The sequence below is a fragment of the Pedobacter sp. FW305-3-2-15-E-R2A2 genome, assembly GCF_038446955.1.
In the GTDB taxonomy this organism is placed as follows: Bacteria; Bacteroidota; Bacteroidia; order Sphingobacteriales; family Sphingobacteriaceae; genus Pedobacter.
Map to the genome: position 1 here is coordinate 5686257 of NZ_CP151803.1, position 17449 is coordinate 5703705.

The window sequence follows — 17449 nt, forward strand, 5'->3', positions numbered from 1 at the left end:
GTTTTAAATTTTAGCTTTCTCGTATTTAGTACCACTGTCCCGTCCTGCTTTTAGGGTTTCCAGAACGATCACAAATGGTTTTGTAGGTGTAGTTTTTTTCAGATGCAGGAAATACTCATCGGCACTGATCTCTTCCGGAGCAAAGCTTTCCTGTGCATCCGCCAGCATATATGCTTTTTTGATGCCCACTTTTTGGGGAGTCTTTATTCTTAAAGCGCCAGATAGCGGCACATTAAACACGACCATATAAACCTTATCTGTACCGGTTTTCCTGGTAAAATAACCCCAATCCTGTTTATCGAAGCCTGCATATTCGCAATTGTAGATCGCTTCCTGATTAATTTTCATCCAATCACCAATCTCCTCTGCCAGTTTGATTTCTTCCTGGCGGATAGCCCCATCTCCTTTGGGGCCGAAGTTGAGCACAAAATTGCCACCCAATGAAACACACCTGGCCGTCATTTCTATCAGCTCCATCCCGGTTTTAATGTGTCCGTTCCAGGCCGCGTTGTATCCCCATTGATTTTCAGGAACCGTCATCACACAATCCCAGTCATTGCCATGGACATCTTCTATTTTGGCGGGTATTTTTCTTTCCCATCCCTGTTCGTAATCGCCCATCAACACGCCATTGGAATCAAAATGACGTTTTCCATTCTCGTCTGCCCTGAACCTGCTGCCAATGATGAGACCAGGACGAAGCTGACGCATTTCCGTTTCCAGTTCGTCCGCAAAAGCAGCTTGTTTCACCCATGATTTATCCCAGGTACCATCAAACCACAGGCCTTTAACCGTCGGATAATTGGTCAGCAATTCGATCAGCTGGTTGCGGGTGAATTTTTTAAAGCGTTCAAAAGCAATGCTGTCTTCTTTGGTTTTCAGGTCATAACGCCAATCCGGATGGTTCCAGTCCATCACAGAAAAATACAGGATCACATCGATTCCTTCCTGATCATAAGCATCCACTACGGCCTTTACGATGTCCTTTTTATAAGGGGAATTCTTTATGGTATATTTCGTGTATTTACTTGGCCATAAACAAAAGCCATCATGGTGTTTGGTGGTAAAAGTCACATATCTTGCCCCCATTTGTTTGGCTGTTTTTGCCCATGCTTTGGCATCAAATGCAGTTGGATTAAAACTATAGTTCAGGGAATCATAAGTAGATTTAGGAATTCCATTCCAGGACCTGATCCATTCTGCGGCACCATTGTATTGTTTTCCGTTCCAGGCTCCGCCCGGGATCGCGTACAGGCCCCAATGGATAAACTGACCAAGGCCATAGCCCCTCCATTTCTCCATGGTTGCATCCGTTCGTTTTCCTACTCTATGCGTGCCATGCAGTAAGGTTATTTTTTCGTTTTTGCCGTTCTGCTGTGCAGAGAGTGGCTGTAAATTCATCAGAACTGAAAGTCCAAATGCGGCAATCATCAATCGTTTCATTGTTTCTTTGTGTGTTGGTATGGGCTGATATTATTTTTTATAGAATTTAAGGACAACCTGATCCTTTAATGATTTACTTTTTAGCCGGAGTTCCACCCGATATACTTTCTCGCCCCAGCTATTTTTAAGCCGCTGATCATCGAGCAATTTCTCTACGATCTTTACCTCAAATTTCGAGGGGTCGTATTTCAGGGCCAGGCCTGTTCTGCCGAAAGTCAATTCTCCCGGGCTTTGTTGTACCGGCACTGCGGTCATAAAATTTAAGACCGAAGCTTGCTGGAATTTTTTCAGCTGATAAGATTCTGTTAAGGTTAAGCTTTCTTTTGCCGGATAGAAGTCCAGCTTACGTTTCCATTGTTTAACTTCAGCGTTTTCGGGATAAGCCGCAGCCAGATCTAAATGCAGGCTTTCCTGGTCCCGTTCATGGGAATAGGTAAAATCTTTAGCTGCATATTTTTTTCCGTCCGACTGTGGAATGCCGTTGATGACCGGGCAGTTGTGCCATTGAGACTGCAGGTTCCACAGCTCATAACGTTGTTTACTAAATGTCTTGCTGGTATAAGTCCCCACCCCCACATCAATAATTGCAGGCTTTCCATCCATGTATATGATAAAATTACCAATATCGTTGTGGTTATGACTTTCGGCATTGTTGCCCCCTTTTATCGCCACAAACATTCCTTTGCTGCTTCCGGTTTCTGACCTCATCGTCAGGACCTGCAATTGTGGAAGTAAGGAAACCTTTGGATAAGCTGCAATTGCGGGGATTTTCAATAAGTCAGCATAAATGGCTACCGACTGCACAAAATCCGTTACATCTCCGGATGGAAGTTCCTGATGTTCCTGTTTAAACTGAAAAGCAGCAAATTGCTTTAAAACCGAATCATTAAACAGCGTTCCAAATTGATAAATGCTTTCAAAATCCGGGGTAGAACGTGCTGTAGCATCGGCAAAATTCACCATATAATCATCGGCGATGTGCATCTTATAAATGTAATTGCCCATCTCATGAATCAAGGGTTTATCCTCCCAGTTGAGCTGCCCCTTAGTAGCACTATTCAATAAGGTTAACAATCTGATCAGTTTTCCTCCCGCTTCTCCCCAATAACCCGGGCCTTCATCACAGCCTCCATCCAGGGGATACTGATTCAGAAAATTATCGGTACTGCGCATAATTTTCTCTGTAAACCTGTTCAGGGAATCCGGACTTTGCATCGCCAGTAAAGCGGTATGCATACAATTGGTATTCACCCAGGCATTCCAGTTGTTTACCGCATTACCTTTGAATCCCATCCACCAGAAATGATTGTATTTCATATAAGGCTGAAAAATTCTTTTGTCCAGTTCAGACAAGATCCGTTTGTTGATCACTTTCGAATAAGCTCCCAGCTCCGGAGCGAGCAAATGATAAATCATGGCTACCGTTACTGCCGTACGACCGGCATTCAGGTCGATATATCCTTCCTCAGGATTAGGAAGATCTGCACCTTCCTTTTGTACCACGATATGTGCCGGAGCAACCCAGGTACTTTCCTCCAATACCAGCCAAAGGCCATTGACCAATTGAGGGATAAAGCGTCCTTTTCTTTCAATCAGCTCCCCGATGACGAGGTTTGACAACTTCCGTCGCCTTTCCGATTGCAATTGCTCGTAGTTTGTCCTCGTTCCGGTATGTTTATAATCCAGGTAAAGGCTGGCAGGTAAAGAAGGCCAGACATACGTATTCGCTTGCTCCGCACGTTTTAGGAATGCTGATTTTACCTGCTCCGGCAAGGCATCAATCTTTTGAAAAGTTTGCAATTGCTGTTCTTTTCTCCATTCCCCGATCTGATTAAAATCGACGCCTTTGTTAAATTCAGCAATCAGCCAGTTTCGGGAGGTTTCTTTCTGTGCCTGTCCTAAATGGAAACTCAACATCAGCAGCGCAAATGACATCCATTTCCCGAGCTTTAAACTACTTTTATTCCCTGCTATTGTTTGAGTTTCCATAATTATATCTATCATTTTTATACGTTTACCACCCTGGGTTTTGAATGAACAAATTGTTTTTATTGATCTCCCTCAGCGGAATCGGATGGTAATACATCTGAGGACTGTTAAATATCCTTGTCTCAAATGTGATCCTGTTTCCGGTAAAGGTACCATCCGTTTTTGTCCACCTCATTCCATCCATTGGCCCATTTAGCAGGGTTTCGGCAGTCTTCCATCTAAAGATATCAAAAAGACGGTGTCCTTCTTCAGCAGCGAACTCAATTCGTCTTTCATGTCGGATTACCGTACGTATTTCTTCTTTACTCATCCCTCTGTTGATGGCAAAGGGAACCAGACCTGCACGTTTACGGACTGCTTCCACCGCATCATATACTTCTGCCGTTGGCCCCTGAAATTCATTTGTTGCTTCCGCAAATTCCAACAGGATATCCGCATATCTGGAAACTACCAGTCCGATCTGGCTCGTTACCCCATAGTTGCCTCCGGCATTCTCATTACAGAATCTTCTCCAAAGGTATCCGGTAACCGTATTATAAGCCGCAGTACCCATCCCATCTCCAGGTGCCAGTGCATAAAGATCTACCGGTTTTTTCGTTAAGCTGGTTCTATCCAGCCAAAGCGCCTGGTTATAAATAACCGTATAATAGAACCTCGGATCACGGTTCAAATATGGACTTGTGGCCACATATCCTGATCCCTGTTCAGTGATGAGTTTCCCATTGCTCATCGCATAATCGTCTACCAATTGCTGGGTTGGGTTTCCGTAGTTTTGTCCGCCACGGGAAGCAGGTAACAAATACTGTTCGTAAAAGCGTCCGGTATTCATCATGATCTGGAAGATGTATTCGGAATTTTTACGCTGGATTCCCATGTCATAATATCCATATCCAGGTGCTGTAGCATTGTCTTCCACCAGTCTGTAAAAACCAAGATTCATCACCTCTTTAGCCGCATCAGCTGCCTTTTTCCAACGGTTTGCATCGTACGCTTCATAACCAAGAAGTGCTTTAACTGGTCCGGAATTGGGATTACTTTCATTAAAAAGCGGACTTGCAGCGGTCAGCAACAACTTTGCTTTTACGGCTAATGCTGCCCCTTTTGTAGGTCTGCCAAAATCCTCCGGAAGATGTTCCAAAGGCAATAGGACAGCGACTTCATTGAGTTCTTTCTCTATATAGTCTACGTTTTCAGCAAAGCTGTTTCTCGGCAACAGGAAGTCGTCCTTAAGGTTATATTTTTTATCCCCAAGAAGTGGAACACCGCCAAATGTTCTCAGCAGATGAAAATAGGAATAAGCCCTTAAGAATCTGGATTCAGCTTTTAACCTCGTCTTTTTTGCGGCAGAAAGTGGCGCACGCTCAATGTTATCCAGAAAAACATTTACCCTTCTGATCATCGCATAACAACTGTTCCAGGTACTTAGACTAAAACTGTTATCCGCCCCTCCTGCCACGTTTGCGCGATTAAATCCTTGAGAAAAGCCACTCGACCAGCGTGCTTCCCCGTCATCAGAAGCATCTGAAAAGGCCCAGATTCCGCCTCCGTTATTACCGTTTTGCATGAAATAAGTTCTATGTAGGTCTCCATATACAGAATTCAAAAACTGAATACTCAAAGCACTATCTGCAAAAACGGTTTCTTCATTGATTTGTCCTACATCCGTAGGATCCAGGAAACTTTTATCCGATGCTTTTTTACATCCCGCAGTCCACACTGCAAGTCCTAAACTTGCAGTGATCATGATATATTTAACTAATTTTTTCATGGTTTCTTCTTAAAAAGTTACTTGTAATCCAAAATTGACAATCTTCATCTGAGGATAATTCTGATAGGCTTCCACACTTCCTCTTTTAGATTCCGGATCCACATCATAAATTTTCAATTTATTAAAAGTGAGCAGGTTGAGTCCGTTCGCATAAAATCTAACATCTTTCAACCTCAGTTTCTGTGTAAAAGGCTTCGGCAGGTGATACCCCAACTCCACATTTTTGAGGCGGAGATAATCGGCTGGTCTCAGCCAAAATGTAGAAGCATCAAAACTTACGCCTCCCAAACGGGGATATTCTGCGGTATCTTTTGTTTCCGGAGTCCAGCGTTTCAAATGGATAGCGGCGGGTATGCCATTGACATTTCCGATCTGAAGTAAGGTATTGGAACTGATGCTGCTTCTTGCCGCTCCCTGTAAAAGGAAAGAGAAGTCGAAATCCTTATAGCTAAATCCAGCGGAGAAACCATAAGTCAGCTCCGGAGTCTCTGGTTTGCCAATGGCAGTAATGTCTTTTCCGTCGATGATTCCATCGCCGTTCACATCCTTATATTTCAGGTCGCCCGGCATCACGGTCTTTCCTAACACCTTCGGACTGTTTGTGATATCTGCCTCATCATAATAGAACCCTTCTGAGACATAGCCGAACAACTGGCCCACAGGACGTCCGGTTTTTTTAAGGTTTGCAGCCACTGCATCAGGTTCATCCCTGAAAAGAATTTTATTTCTTGCAAAGGAAGCATTGGCACGGATGAAATACTGAAAATGGTCATTTACCGCGTTACGGTGATTGACTTCCAGTTCAAAGCCTTTGTTACTTACCCTGCCCAGGTTCACTGGCGGAAGGCTTAAACCCGTATATCCGGGTACCGTTTCCCGATTGGTCAGGATATCATATCTCAGGTGGTCAAAATAGTCTGCAGTAATTTCAAGTTTGCTATTGAACAACTTCATGTCGACCCCGATATTTGCTTTACGCTCTTTTTCCCATCGCACATCGTTGTTTCCCAATGTTCCCGGCGTTACTCTTGGCTGTCCCGTAGGGCTTTCTCCAAAATAGTAGCCACCAGAGGCCACGGTATAAACCTCATTGTACAAGTACCTGTTTCCTTCTACCACGTCACTTCCCACCGTACCATAAGAACCTCTGATTTTCAGGTAATTGATCAATTTTATATTGTCCCTAAAGAAAGATTCTTCACTGATATTCCATCCTCCGGAGATGGCCGGAAACAAGCCAAAACGATTTTTCGCTTTAAAGCGATCTGAACCATTATAGCCTGCATTGAACTCAATTAAATAGCGCGATTTAAAGTTATAGCCCAACCTTGCGGCATAACCCTGAAAGTTACCCGGTGCATTAGAACCTTTAATGTCACCTGTACGGTTCGTTAACAATAAACCATATACATTATGTTGCCCGAACTGTCTGTTGTAATCCAGAATGGCCTGAAAATTCAGCTTTCTGAAAGGGGACTCATATTCTCCATTACTCCGAACCAAGGGTTCAATCCTCAACAATTCAGGATATACCGGATCCAGGGTCTCTGTTCCCGGAATCAGCGTATACACCGGGAAACGACCGCGGGTAAGCGCTCTGTTGAACTCAGATTTATTCGTGTAAGCCAACACTCCTTTCAGAGACAGGCCTTCGGTGATGAAATTCAGTTTATGGGTAGCGCTCAAATTCAGGTTCAGGTCATTGCTGTAATTCCGTTTGTAACCACCATATTCCAGGGCACCAACCGGATTCAGTGAACCACCCCTCACTCCACCATAACTTCCGTCGGCATTACGTACCGGATACACCCATGGACCGAGTAGTCCGCTTGAGATTCTACGCCAGAAAGGAAGTGCTCCCCCTGCCATCGGATCCGGTAAATTAGGCTCATTGATTTCACTGAAACGTGTAGAAAGATCTAATTTCAGGCTTAGGTTTTTGTTGACATCCAAATCAACGTTAGAACGGATATTGTATCTTTTTAAAAAGTAATTGTTATCAAAATCTTCTTTTCGCTTTACGTCTTTAAGGATCCCGTTTTGATAAATAGACCCGGCAGAAATGAAATAACGAAGGCTGTTTGTTCCTCCACTGATGTCAATATTATTACGCAGTTGCACCGCAGTTTTCTTCATCACTTCATCATACCAGTTTACATTCGGATACCGGAACGGGTCGTCGCCCAGGCGAAAATGCTCCAGAGCTTCATCGCTTACCAGACCAGGATAGGCGATGTTAGGATCCTGTCCGGAATTAACCGCCTGTTCTTTCAGCAATTGCAAAGACTGGTAAGAATTCAATGACTTTCTTAAAATGGTAGGCATCTGCACACCAGCTTCTGTCCTGAAAGTAATGACTGCAGGGCCTTCTTTTCCTCTTCTCGTGGTAATTACAATTACCCCATTGGCCCCCTTGATTCCATAAATCGCCGTTGTAGCTGCATCCTTAAGGATGGAAATGCTTTCCACCTCATTCGGATCAATCTGATTCAGCTGGGCATACTGAAATTCCACATCATCAACGATAACCAGTGGCGTACTGCTATTTCCCGCAAATGAGCTCACCCCACGGATATAGATATTAGCGGCATCTTTTCCCGGTTGTCCACTGGTTTGTTGCTGGAACAATCCGGGTAATCTTCCGGCCAATGAGTTCTGGATACTTGCCGCAGGACTCTGACGCAGTTCCTTTCCACTAATTGTCGAAATCGAGCCGGTATTGGTAATTTTCTTTTGTTTGGCAAAGCCGACTACCACCACTTCATTCATCTGGGAATTGTTATCCAACAGGGTTACGACAATGGAATGTTTACTTCCGATACTGATGATTTGTACTTCATAACCGATGCTGCTTACTTTAATTTGCCTTCCGGTCATTTTTAGGCTAAAATCACCGTTGTTATTACTGAATGTTCCGTTTTTTTCATTTCCCGCTTCAGTAATTGTAGCACCTGGAATAGGCCCGCCATCTTTATCGGTTACCCTGCCGCTCAATACGATCTGTTGCGCAAATGCCACCGTGCCCAGGCATAGCATAAAGCATATAAGAATTATTTTTCTCATTATTTCTGTGTTTGTTTGGAGGAATTAATAAGTGTATCCTGGATTTTGAATCATGTTTGGATTGGTCTGGATTTCCGAATAAGGAATCGGAAAAAGATAGTTTTTCGAAGCATCGAAAACTGCAGGAGCAATATCCAGGATCGTATAACTAAAAGTCCCGTCTACATTTTTAACAATGTTCACTCCTTTTAATGGCGTATTGAGCACCTGCTCTGCAATTTTCCATCTTCTGATGTCCCAGAATCTTTGTTCCTCAAAAGCCATTTCCACACGACGTTCATTTCTGATCAGGCTACGCATCTGATCTTTCGAGATCTCTGCAGCAATGCCATACCTCGCATCTGTTCCTGCATTAATTCCTGCTCTTTTTCTAATGGCGGTGATGGCATTCATCACCTCCGCAACCGGACCGTTGACCTCATTCACTGCCTCTGCATAATTCAATAAGATCTCTGCATAGCGAAACAGCATAACATGATGATTCTGGTTGCTATAACTACCCGAACTTTCGAATTTACCCATGAATTTACGCAGGTAATACCCCGTTTTGGTCTGGATCCTGCTTCCTCCCGGGCGGTCTAATCCACCATTGAATGTTTCTACAGGCCTGTTCAGCCATTTCGTAGTATTGAACATAATTGTCGCCGCAAATCTGGGATCTCTGCCTGCGTATGGATTTGCAGCATCGTATGCCGAGCCTGCTTCCATTGGCATTTTGCCATTTTTCATTGGAAAAGCGTCTACCAGATTTTGTGTAGGACTTGTAGTTCCATTACCAACAGTGTATCCAATCGGCCCATTATTCGTTTCCACATTCTGGCTTTGCCCCTGCTCTTTCATGAAAATGATTTCCGGGTTCTTTACAGCATTAAACAAGGCAATAAAATCTGTTCCCAATGAATAATTACCCAATTGCATCAGGTCTTTTGCCGCATCAGCTGCTGCTTGCCAGCGTTGCGGATCTCCATTAGGATTGGAGAGCGGGCTTGCACGATAGAGTAATATCCTTGATTTTAAGGCCAGCGCAGCCCCCTTGTTTGCTCTTCCGATATTCTGATCGCTGACTGCTGCAGGCAGCAAAAGGTCTTTTACCGCTTCAATTTCCGAAAGGATATAATCATAACACTCATCCGCTGTATTTCTTTTCAGATTGACATTATCATTGAGGCCAAATATTTTATCGCCGATCAGGGGAACTCCTCCCCATCTCTTTACCAGTTCAAAATAAAAGTAAGCACGAAGGAAACGGGCTTCTGCTTTCCACTGGATTTTCAGTTCAGGGGTAGCCGGTACAATATCGATTTTGCTCAGGAACATATTCGCCCTGCGGATGCCGGTATAATTCCTTGCCCATTGGTTGTCTGGTACATTTTGTCCGGAAACCAGTCCTGTCCTGTAGCCCTCCACTAAACTGCCATCTTCTGAAGAGACCGCATCGTCAGTCCCTACCTCCAGAAAATTCCCCAGCACCCTGTTGTATCCATCAGGTAATTGTAAATAGGTGCCATTGAGAAACTGTTTCGCATAATCTGCATTCTTATCTATATTATCGAAGACCAGGTCTTCTCCGATTCTTTCCAGCGGTTCTTTTTCCTGGGATTTGGAGCAGGAAACTATGATGGCAAGCAGGCTCAGTCCTGTAATTATATTTTTTATACGCTTCATTACTTTAAGGTTCAGGTTTAAAATTGTAGGTTGATTCCAAAATTGAATACGCGTTGGTTTGGATAGTCCCAGGCTACGACTTCAGGATCTACTCTTTCCAGCGGGGTAATGGTGAGCAGGTTGCTGCCATTAACAAAAATTCTCGCACGGTCCAGTTTTACAAAGCTGATCCAGCGCTGCGGTAAAGAATAAGCGAACTCTACATTTTTCAGGCGCAGATAGCTCCCATTCTTCAACCAGAAAGAAGAATTCCTTTGGTTGTTAATATTGTTTCCTACCGTTAAACGCGGGTAAGTTGCGGTAGCTGCAGTTGCAGGTGTCCAACGGTCCAGGTGATGGGCAAAAGCTTGTCCGGAACCTCCAATTCCCACAGATTGAAATTCATACGTTCCAGCTCCGTTCACAAAAACATTTCTATTGGCTACGCCATTCCATACCATAGAGAACTCAAATCCTTTATAATTAAAACCTGCGGTTAATCCGTAAAAGATCAATGGTTTGGTGCTTCCTATCGCCTGCTCATCAAAAACATTAATCACCCCATCTCCGTTCAGGTCCTTATACCTGATGTCTCCAGGTACCGCCTTATATCCATCTACTTTGGGACTGTGGTCAATTTCTGCCTGATTGTTAAAAAAACCGTCTGCGACCATTCCAAAAGGCTGTCCTACCGGAAGTCCTGTTCTCTTCATCCATTCGTAAGGTCTGATTACCTCGTCCATATAGTCGACCCTGCTTTTGCTCAGTGAGGCATTTCCATTTACAAACCAGTTCATGTTACCTGTTTTACCATAGTAGCCGGCGGTTAATTCGACTCCGCTATACGTTCTTTTCCCAATATTTTCATCAGGTCTCAGGTTTCCCAGAACTGTGCTCGCATTCGTACCTCGCTGTTGCAAAAGGCCGCTGTAGGCGTTGTGGTAGTATTCTGCAGAGAATTGAAGTTTGTGCTGAAATGCAGAAATATCAAGGCCAACATTCAATTTATCGGCCATTTCCCAGGTGATGTTCGGATTGGCCAAAACAGCTTCTACAATAGAACTGTTACCCGTTGCCGGGCTGCCAAAGTAAACGGTATTGTCGGCTGTATAGAATTGCTGATAAATGAAATTACCAGCCCCGCTGTTGTCGGCAGTACGTCCATAACTTCCCCTTAATTTAAGGGTGTTTAAAGATTTGAAAGATTTCATAAAATCCTCCTTTGACATGTCCCATCCTAAACCTGCCGCAGGAAAAAATCCCCACTGATGATTGGTCGGATAGCGATTCATTCCCATATAGGAAGAAGCCAGCTCCAGAAAATATTTTTTACTATAGTTATACTGAAATCTTGCGGCAAGCGCAGAATTGTCCATGCTCAGATCAGAGCCGTTCACAAAGCTATCCATGTTATAGTTCAGGGAAGTATTCAGCTCATGGTTCCCAAATGCCCGGTTATATCCCGCCAGAAACTCGGTATAGATCTGTCTGTTCGTTACATCCTGCGAAGAACCGTTGTTCTGCGAACCGTCTGTACCGAATTTAACAATGTCTGCTGTTCCTCCCGGATTGGGTGTATATTGATAAACTGCGAAAGATTTACTCCTATTAATCAATTCAGAGTAATAGGTATTGAAAGATCCTTTTCCTTGAACATACAGTCCTTCCAGCAATCCGTCCAGCTTCTGTTTCAGGCTCAGATCAACACCCAGGTTACGGTTATAGCTTGGTCTGTAGCCTGATCCGACCACCTGCCCGTATAAATTATTTACGAACTGCTGATTCCCTCCGAAAGAACCATCCGGATTTAACATCGGATAAGCATTATTTGGCGTTCTCAGCAAGTTTATGTAAATCAGGTCTGAACCGGTAATACCTGATAAACTGGCATCAATGGCTCCAGGTTCATTTCCATTTCTGATTCTTCCGAAAAGATTCAGGGAAAGCAATAGATTTTTAGTAAGATCTGCATCTATATTTGTTCTGAAACCATATCGTTTAAAGGAGTTATTTGTTTCGTAGGTATTTCTTTTGGGATCAGAAACAAAGAAACCATCCTGATTCAGATAATCCAGATCCACAAAATAGCGGGCTTTTTCGTTTCCTCCCGAGAAGTTCAGGTTATAGCGTTGCAGGCTGGCCTGCTTTTTTAGAATACTGTTGTACCAGTCCACGTTCGGATACAGGATCGGATCAGCGCCATTGCGGTATTTCTCTATCGCTTCAGCTGTGTATATGGGTTGTTTTCCATCATTGGTCAATGCTTCATTAAAAAGTGTCGCATAGTCTCCTGCGTTTAGAAAAGATGGGATATCCAATTGTTTCTGGATTCCGGTTTGGGCAGTGAAAGAAATTTTCCTCGGTGCAATACCGCCTCTTTTGGTCTCGATCAGGATTGCTCCATTGCCTCCTCTCATTCCATAAACAGCAGTCGCCAATGCATCTTTTAAAACGGAAACGGAAGCAATCTGTTCCGGATTAATGCTGTTCAGGTTCCTGGGTACCCCATCCACGACGATCAATGGATTTCGTCCTCTCAGGGAAATAGATGCTGCATCTTCTCCTGGCTTAGCCGATGGCTGAACCAGGTACAAACCGGCTAGCTTGCCATATAAAGTTGCTTCAATCTGTGCTACAGGGAAGCTCAGCAGTTCATTTCCACTCACTATTCCCTGAGATTGCAACAGTTGTTCTTTGCGTTGCGTTCCAAACCATACGGGAATTTTGCCAGAGGGCAATTGAAAGGAATAAGAACTCCTGACTGCCTTTCTTGCAGAATCGTTCAGTGCTTTCTTATTGAAAGTACTGTCCTGGGATTGGGCATATGCAGCCTGTTGACCCAATGCGGTTAAGCAGAGCATCCCCAGTCCCCAATTTCTAAATGAATCGCGTAGTTTTTCTCTCATATATCTGGTTTTAAGTTTTGGTTGAGGTCATTTGATATTGCCACGGTTAAACCGAGCCCTCCGTTGTTGCGACCAAACAACAATCGAAGGGCATTTCAACCTAACCGTAGTTTTATAATTATTTTTATAGCAGCACGCTGCTAAAACTGATCTTTAATGAGGTGATCAATAGCTTAGCTGCCAGGTGATTTCCGGAGGCCGCTGGACTTGGGGACGGTGTAATTTTGTGTCATGGTTTGGAGGTTTTGGTTGAGTTTGGTTTGGTTAGTTGGTGAATTGAGTTTTCGATCGGAAGATCTAATACTTGTTTTTTGACTGTACCAAAGCTGTAGGATAATTCTTTTTTAAAAGATGAATATTCTAAAAGAATGGGTAGAAAAATCAAAAAAAAACGCCTTTAAAAACAATTCAACAATATTTTGCAAATAATGAGAATGAATAATCGGATATTCACGTCTCAGCAAAACCGATATTAACAGCCCTTGGGGGAGCCAGTATGAAACTTATAAAAAGGAGCTTCGATCTTTCATTGCTCTTCTTTCTTATTTTATCGCAATTAGCGACTTATGCACAGAAAAGCATCCGTTTCAGCAACCTGACACTGGAGAACGGCCTTTCTCAGAATTCTGTAATGGCCATTACCCAGGACCATCAGCAATTTGTGTGGTTTGGTACGAAGCATGGGCTGAACAGGTATGATGGTTATCAGTTTAAGGTTTATAAAAACAACCCCAATGATCCCAAAAGTATTTCAAGTGATGAAATTACCTCCATCTTAACTGATCGTGAAGGCGTTCTTTGGGTAGGGACAGTGAAAGGGCTAAATAGATACGATGCTAAAAAAGATGCCTTTACCCGAATTACCGTCAACCCGAAAGTCAAAAACAGTATTAGCAGCAATGCGATAGAGCACATTTATGAGGATAAAAAAGGACAGCTTTGGATCAGCACCTTATATGGCAGCAATCTGCTTAGTAACCGGGAAAATAATGAATTCAAAACCTATCTGTTTAAGGATGCCCGTGCCAACAGAGGTTTAAACAACATTTATGCTACATTGAGAGGTCCTGATGACCACATGTGGTTCGCCACCAGCGACGGCCTGATCCGGATGAACCTGAAAAACGGACAATACCAGATTTACCGGCATGAGCAAACTAAAGCGCACAGCATCAGTTCCAACTATATTACCAGCCTGACTGCAGATGCGCAGCAAAACATCTGGATTGGCACCGATAACGGATTAAACCTGTTCAACAGCAGCGATGAATCTTTCTCTGTTTACCGGCATAACGATAGCAGCAATTCCATTGTTCATAATGACATTCGTGAAATCATGCTCGACCGCCAGGGCATGCTTTGGATAGGTACTCAGGAAGGACTGAGTATTTTCGACCCCGCTAACAAGCGCTTTACCAATTATCAGCATAATCCGGAATTAAAAGAAAGCCTCAGCCACAATTCTATACATAGCATCTTTCAGGACCGAAACAACTGCACCTGGGTAGGGACCTTTTATGGTGGCGTGAATATCGCTTATCCTTTCCCTACCGAGTTTCGTGCCTATAAGAATAGTAAACTGCGATCGAGCATCAGCAGCAATATTGTCAGCTCCATTGTAGAGGATCAGTATCAAAACCTGTGGATAGGTACTGAAGGTGGTGGTCTGAACTATTATGACCGAATTAATCAGCGCTATTCAAATTACAAGATCAGCCTGAACAATAAACAAGGGCTGACCTCTAACCTGATCAAAACCATTTGTAAAGACAGAAACGGAAATTTATTGATAGGAACCCACCACGGTGGCCTCAACATTTTCAACCCTAAAGACAAAACATTCAGGTCTGTAATTAATGTAAAAGACACGAATAACAACATCAGCACAGCAGAAATCATCGCCATTTGCGAAGACAGTAACCGCGACACCTGGATTGGCTCCTATTCCGGTCTCAATCTGATGAAATGGAAAAACGACGGAACTGCCTATACCACAAAGAGCGCTCTGGAGAAAAAGTTAAAGAACAAGCACATCCAAGTCCTGTTTGAAGATCGGGACAGGAATCTCTGGATTGGGACGCAGGGAGGTTTATATGCCTGCCATTTAAAGAGCGGGCAACTGTATTCTTTTTTTAAAGATAAAAACAACCCCCATAAACTTCAATCTGACTACATCAATTGTATCGTACAAACCACTTCAGGAAGCCTATGTATAGGAACTTATTTTGGAGGACTCAGCATTTATGACCCGGCAACAAAACGGTTCAGAACCTATACCGAGAAAGAAGGTTTATCCAATAACAATGTGCTCGGAGTCATTGAAGATGAGGAGCACTATTTATGGATCAGCACCGATAATGGCCTGTCAAAATTAAATCCAAAGACCGGAAAATTCAGAACTTACACCAAGAGTGACGGGCTCGCTGGTAATGACTTCAATGTAAGGTCTTATTTTAAAGACAGCAAAGGAGAACTCTTTTTTGGTGGTTATAATGGACTGACCTCCTTCTTCGCGAAACAAATAGAAATCAACCGATCCCAAAGTCCGATGGTTTTTACCGGATTAAAGCTATTTAATCTTCCCATTGCGGTAAACGGTCCTGATCAGCTGCTGGAAGAAGACATCAGCAGCAGCAAAAGCATCACCTTTGGTCATGATCAGAATCACTTTACGCTTGGCTTTGCCTTGTTAAACTACATAAAACCTGATAAAAACAGGTATGCTTACCGCCTGTTGGATTACGACAAAGATTGGAACTATACCACAGAACCGAGTGCAACTTATTCCAATCTTCCATCGGGTAATTACACTTTTATGGTGAAAGGAAGCAATAACGACGGCATCTCAGGCGCCGGTATTGCCAGCATAAAAATCAGCATCAAACCACCATTATGGGCAAGCTGGTGGGCCTATTGCCTGTATCTGTTGATTTTTGCGGTTATTCTGTTCCTTACTATCCGTTATATCGTAGTGCGGGCATTGTTGAAACGATCTGTAGACTTACAACAGATGAAACTCAGTTTCTTTACCAATATCTCCCATGAGATCCGAACCCCTTTGACCCTGATTCTTGGGCCCCTGGAAAACCTGATGAAAAGCACTCAGGACAACATTGAGCTCAGCAGACAAGTGATCCCGATAAAAAACAATGCTGATCGTCTGATGAGGCTCATCACCGAGTTGATGGACTTTAGAAAGGTGGAAGCAGGGCTCATGAAATTAACCGTTAGTCAGGGGGATATTGTCAGCTTCACCAAAGAGATTTTTCTGGCTTTTGACCATATGGCTTTAAACCGTAACATCCGGTATGTGTTTGAATGCGAACAGGAATCCATTCTTCTTTATTTTGACAAGCTTCAACTGGAGAAAGTACTCTTCAATTTGCTGAGCAATGCTTTTAAATTCACCAATGACCAGGGGGAAATCATTCTTTCTATTCAGGAATTTTCTACAGGAATAGAAATTAAAGTCAGAGACAACGGCAAGGGGATTCCATACGAAAGCCAGAATAAACTGTTCAGTGATTTTTTCCAGGTAGACGAACATGGATCCAGTCATATTGGTTCCGGTATCGGCCTGGCACTTTCTAAAAGTATTGTCACTGCGCATCGTGGAAAAATCGAAATAGAGAGCCATCCGGCGAGCAGTGAAAGTGCCGGCGACACGTGTTTCAGGGTAATCCTTCAAAAAGGGAAAGCGCATTTCAAACCCGCTGAACTGATGGAAACCATTGACTACGAATACCATTCTCCCCATCCGGTTAGCTATGAAGAACCGCTTTCGGAAAAGGTAAAAACAGGCAAGCTTCATGAAACCATATTAGTAGTAGAAGACAACGCTGAGATCAGGCTATTGATTTCAGGGTTGTTAAATAAGCGTTATCAGGTAGTAGAAAGCGAAGATGGATTAAAAGGTTGGGAAACCGCTATTGAACTTCTTCCTGACCTGATTATCTGCGACATCATGATGCCGGTAATGGATGGACTGGAACTCTGCAGGAAGTTAAAGGGAGATGAACGAACCAGCCATATTCCGGTGATCTTATTGACGGCAAGGTCTACGCATATCCATCAGGTTAGCGGACTGGAGACTGGTGCTGATGCTTATGTGACCAAACCTTTCAGTACGGAATTATTGGAACTCAATCTCAAAAACCTCCTGAATTCCAGGGCCACCATGCGGGAGAAGTATGGACAACAGGTGACCTTACAACCTCAAAACGTAGTGATCGGATCAACGGATCAGGCCTTCATGACCAGGGTATTAAAATATATTGAGGAAAACATGGCAGACCAAAGTTTCGCGGTCCCCGACCTGGCCACAGAGGTGGGCATGAGTCAGCCTGTTTTATACAAGAAGATCAGGGCAATTACAGACCTCTCCGTAAATGATTTTATTAAGTCTATCCGCTTAAAAAAGGCGGCCCAGCTCCTGGAACAAAATGTATATACCATATCAGAAATCTCTTACCTCGTTGGATTTAATGATCCTAAATATTTCAGCAGGGAGTTTAGAAAACAATATGGAGAAACGCCGAGGGGCTTTATCAATCAGCTTAAAGAAAATAAGGCGTAATGAAGGCTGAAGGAACTTGCTCCTTCAGCCTTCATTACGCCCGTAGCAGCAGCAATCGCC

General features: G+C 43.4%; 7 protein-coding genes. 1 reads left to right on the forward strand and 6 read right to left on the reverse strand.

The window, feature by feature from the left end:
* Positions 1 to 3 precede the first annotated feature (3 nt).
* The 6 genes from AAFF35_RS22970 to AAFF35_RS22995 are packed head-to-tail and all read right to left on the reverse strand — an operon-like array spanning position 4 to position 12813.
* Positions 4 to 1443, reverse strand: coding sequence for an alpha-L-fucosidase (locus AAFF35_RS22970; RefSeq protein WP_342328897.1), 1440 nt, complete (start codon positions 1441 to 1443; stop codon positions 4 to 6).
* A 30-nt stretch (positions 1444 to 1473) separates the two neighbouring features.
* Entirely contained in the window at positions 1474 to 3432 is a 1959-nt protein-coding gene (locus AAFF35_RS22975) for a heparinase II/III family protein (RefSeq protein WP_342328898.1), read from the reverse strand.
* A gap of 25 nt (positions 3433 to 3457) precedes the next feature.
* On the reverse strand, positions 3458 to 5200 hold the full coding sequence (locus tag AAFF35_RS22980) for a RagB/SusD family nutrient uptake outer membrane protein (RefSeq protein ID WP_342328899.1): 1743 nt from the start codon (positions 5198 to 5200) through the stop codon (positions 3458 to 3460).
* 9 nt (positions 5201 to 5209) lie between these two features.
* On the reverse strand, positions 5210 to 8263 hold the full coding sequence (locus AAFF35_RS22985) for a TonB-dependent receptor (protein WP_342328900.1): 3054 nt from the start codon (positions 8261 to 8263) through the stop codon (positions 5210 to 5212).
* 24 nt (positions 8264 to 8287) lie between these two features.
* Positions 8288 to 9928, reverse strand: a complete 1641-nt coding sequence (locus AAFF35_RS22990) for a RagB/SusD family nutrient uptake outer membrane protein (RefSeq protein WP_342328901.1) — start codon at positions 9926 to 9928, stop codon at positions 8288 to 8290.
* A gap of 17 nt (positions 9929 to 9945) precedes the next feature.
* Entirely contained in the window at positions 9946 to 12813 is a 2868-nt protein-coding gene (locus tag AAFF35_RS22995) for a SusC/RagA family TonB-linked outer membrane protein (protein ID WP_342328902.1), read from the reverse strand.
* 496 nt (positions 12814 to 13309) lie between these two features.
* Here AAFF35_RS22995 and AAFF35_RS23000 point away from each other — a divergent pair, with 496 nt between their 5' ends.
* Positions 13310 to 17389, forward strand: coding sequence for a two-component regulator propeller domain-containing protein (locus tag AAFF35_RS23000; protein ID WP_342328903.1), 4080 nt, complete (start codon positions 13310 to 13312; stop codon positions 17387 to 17389).
* Positions 17390 to 17449 lie beyond the last annotated feature (60 nt).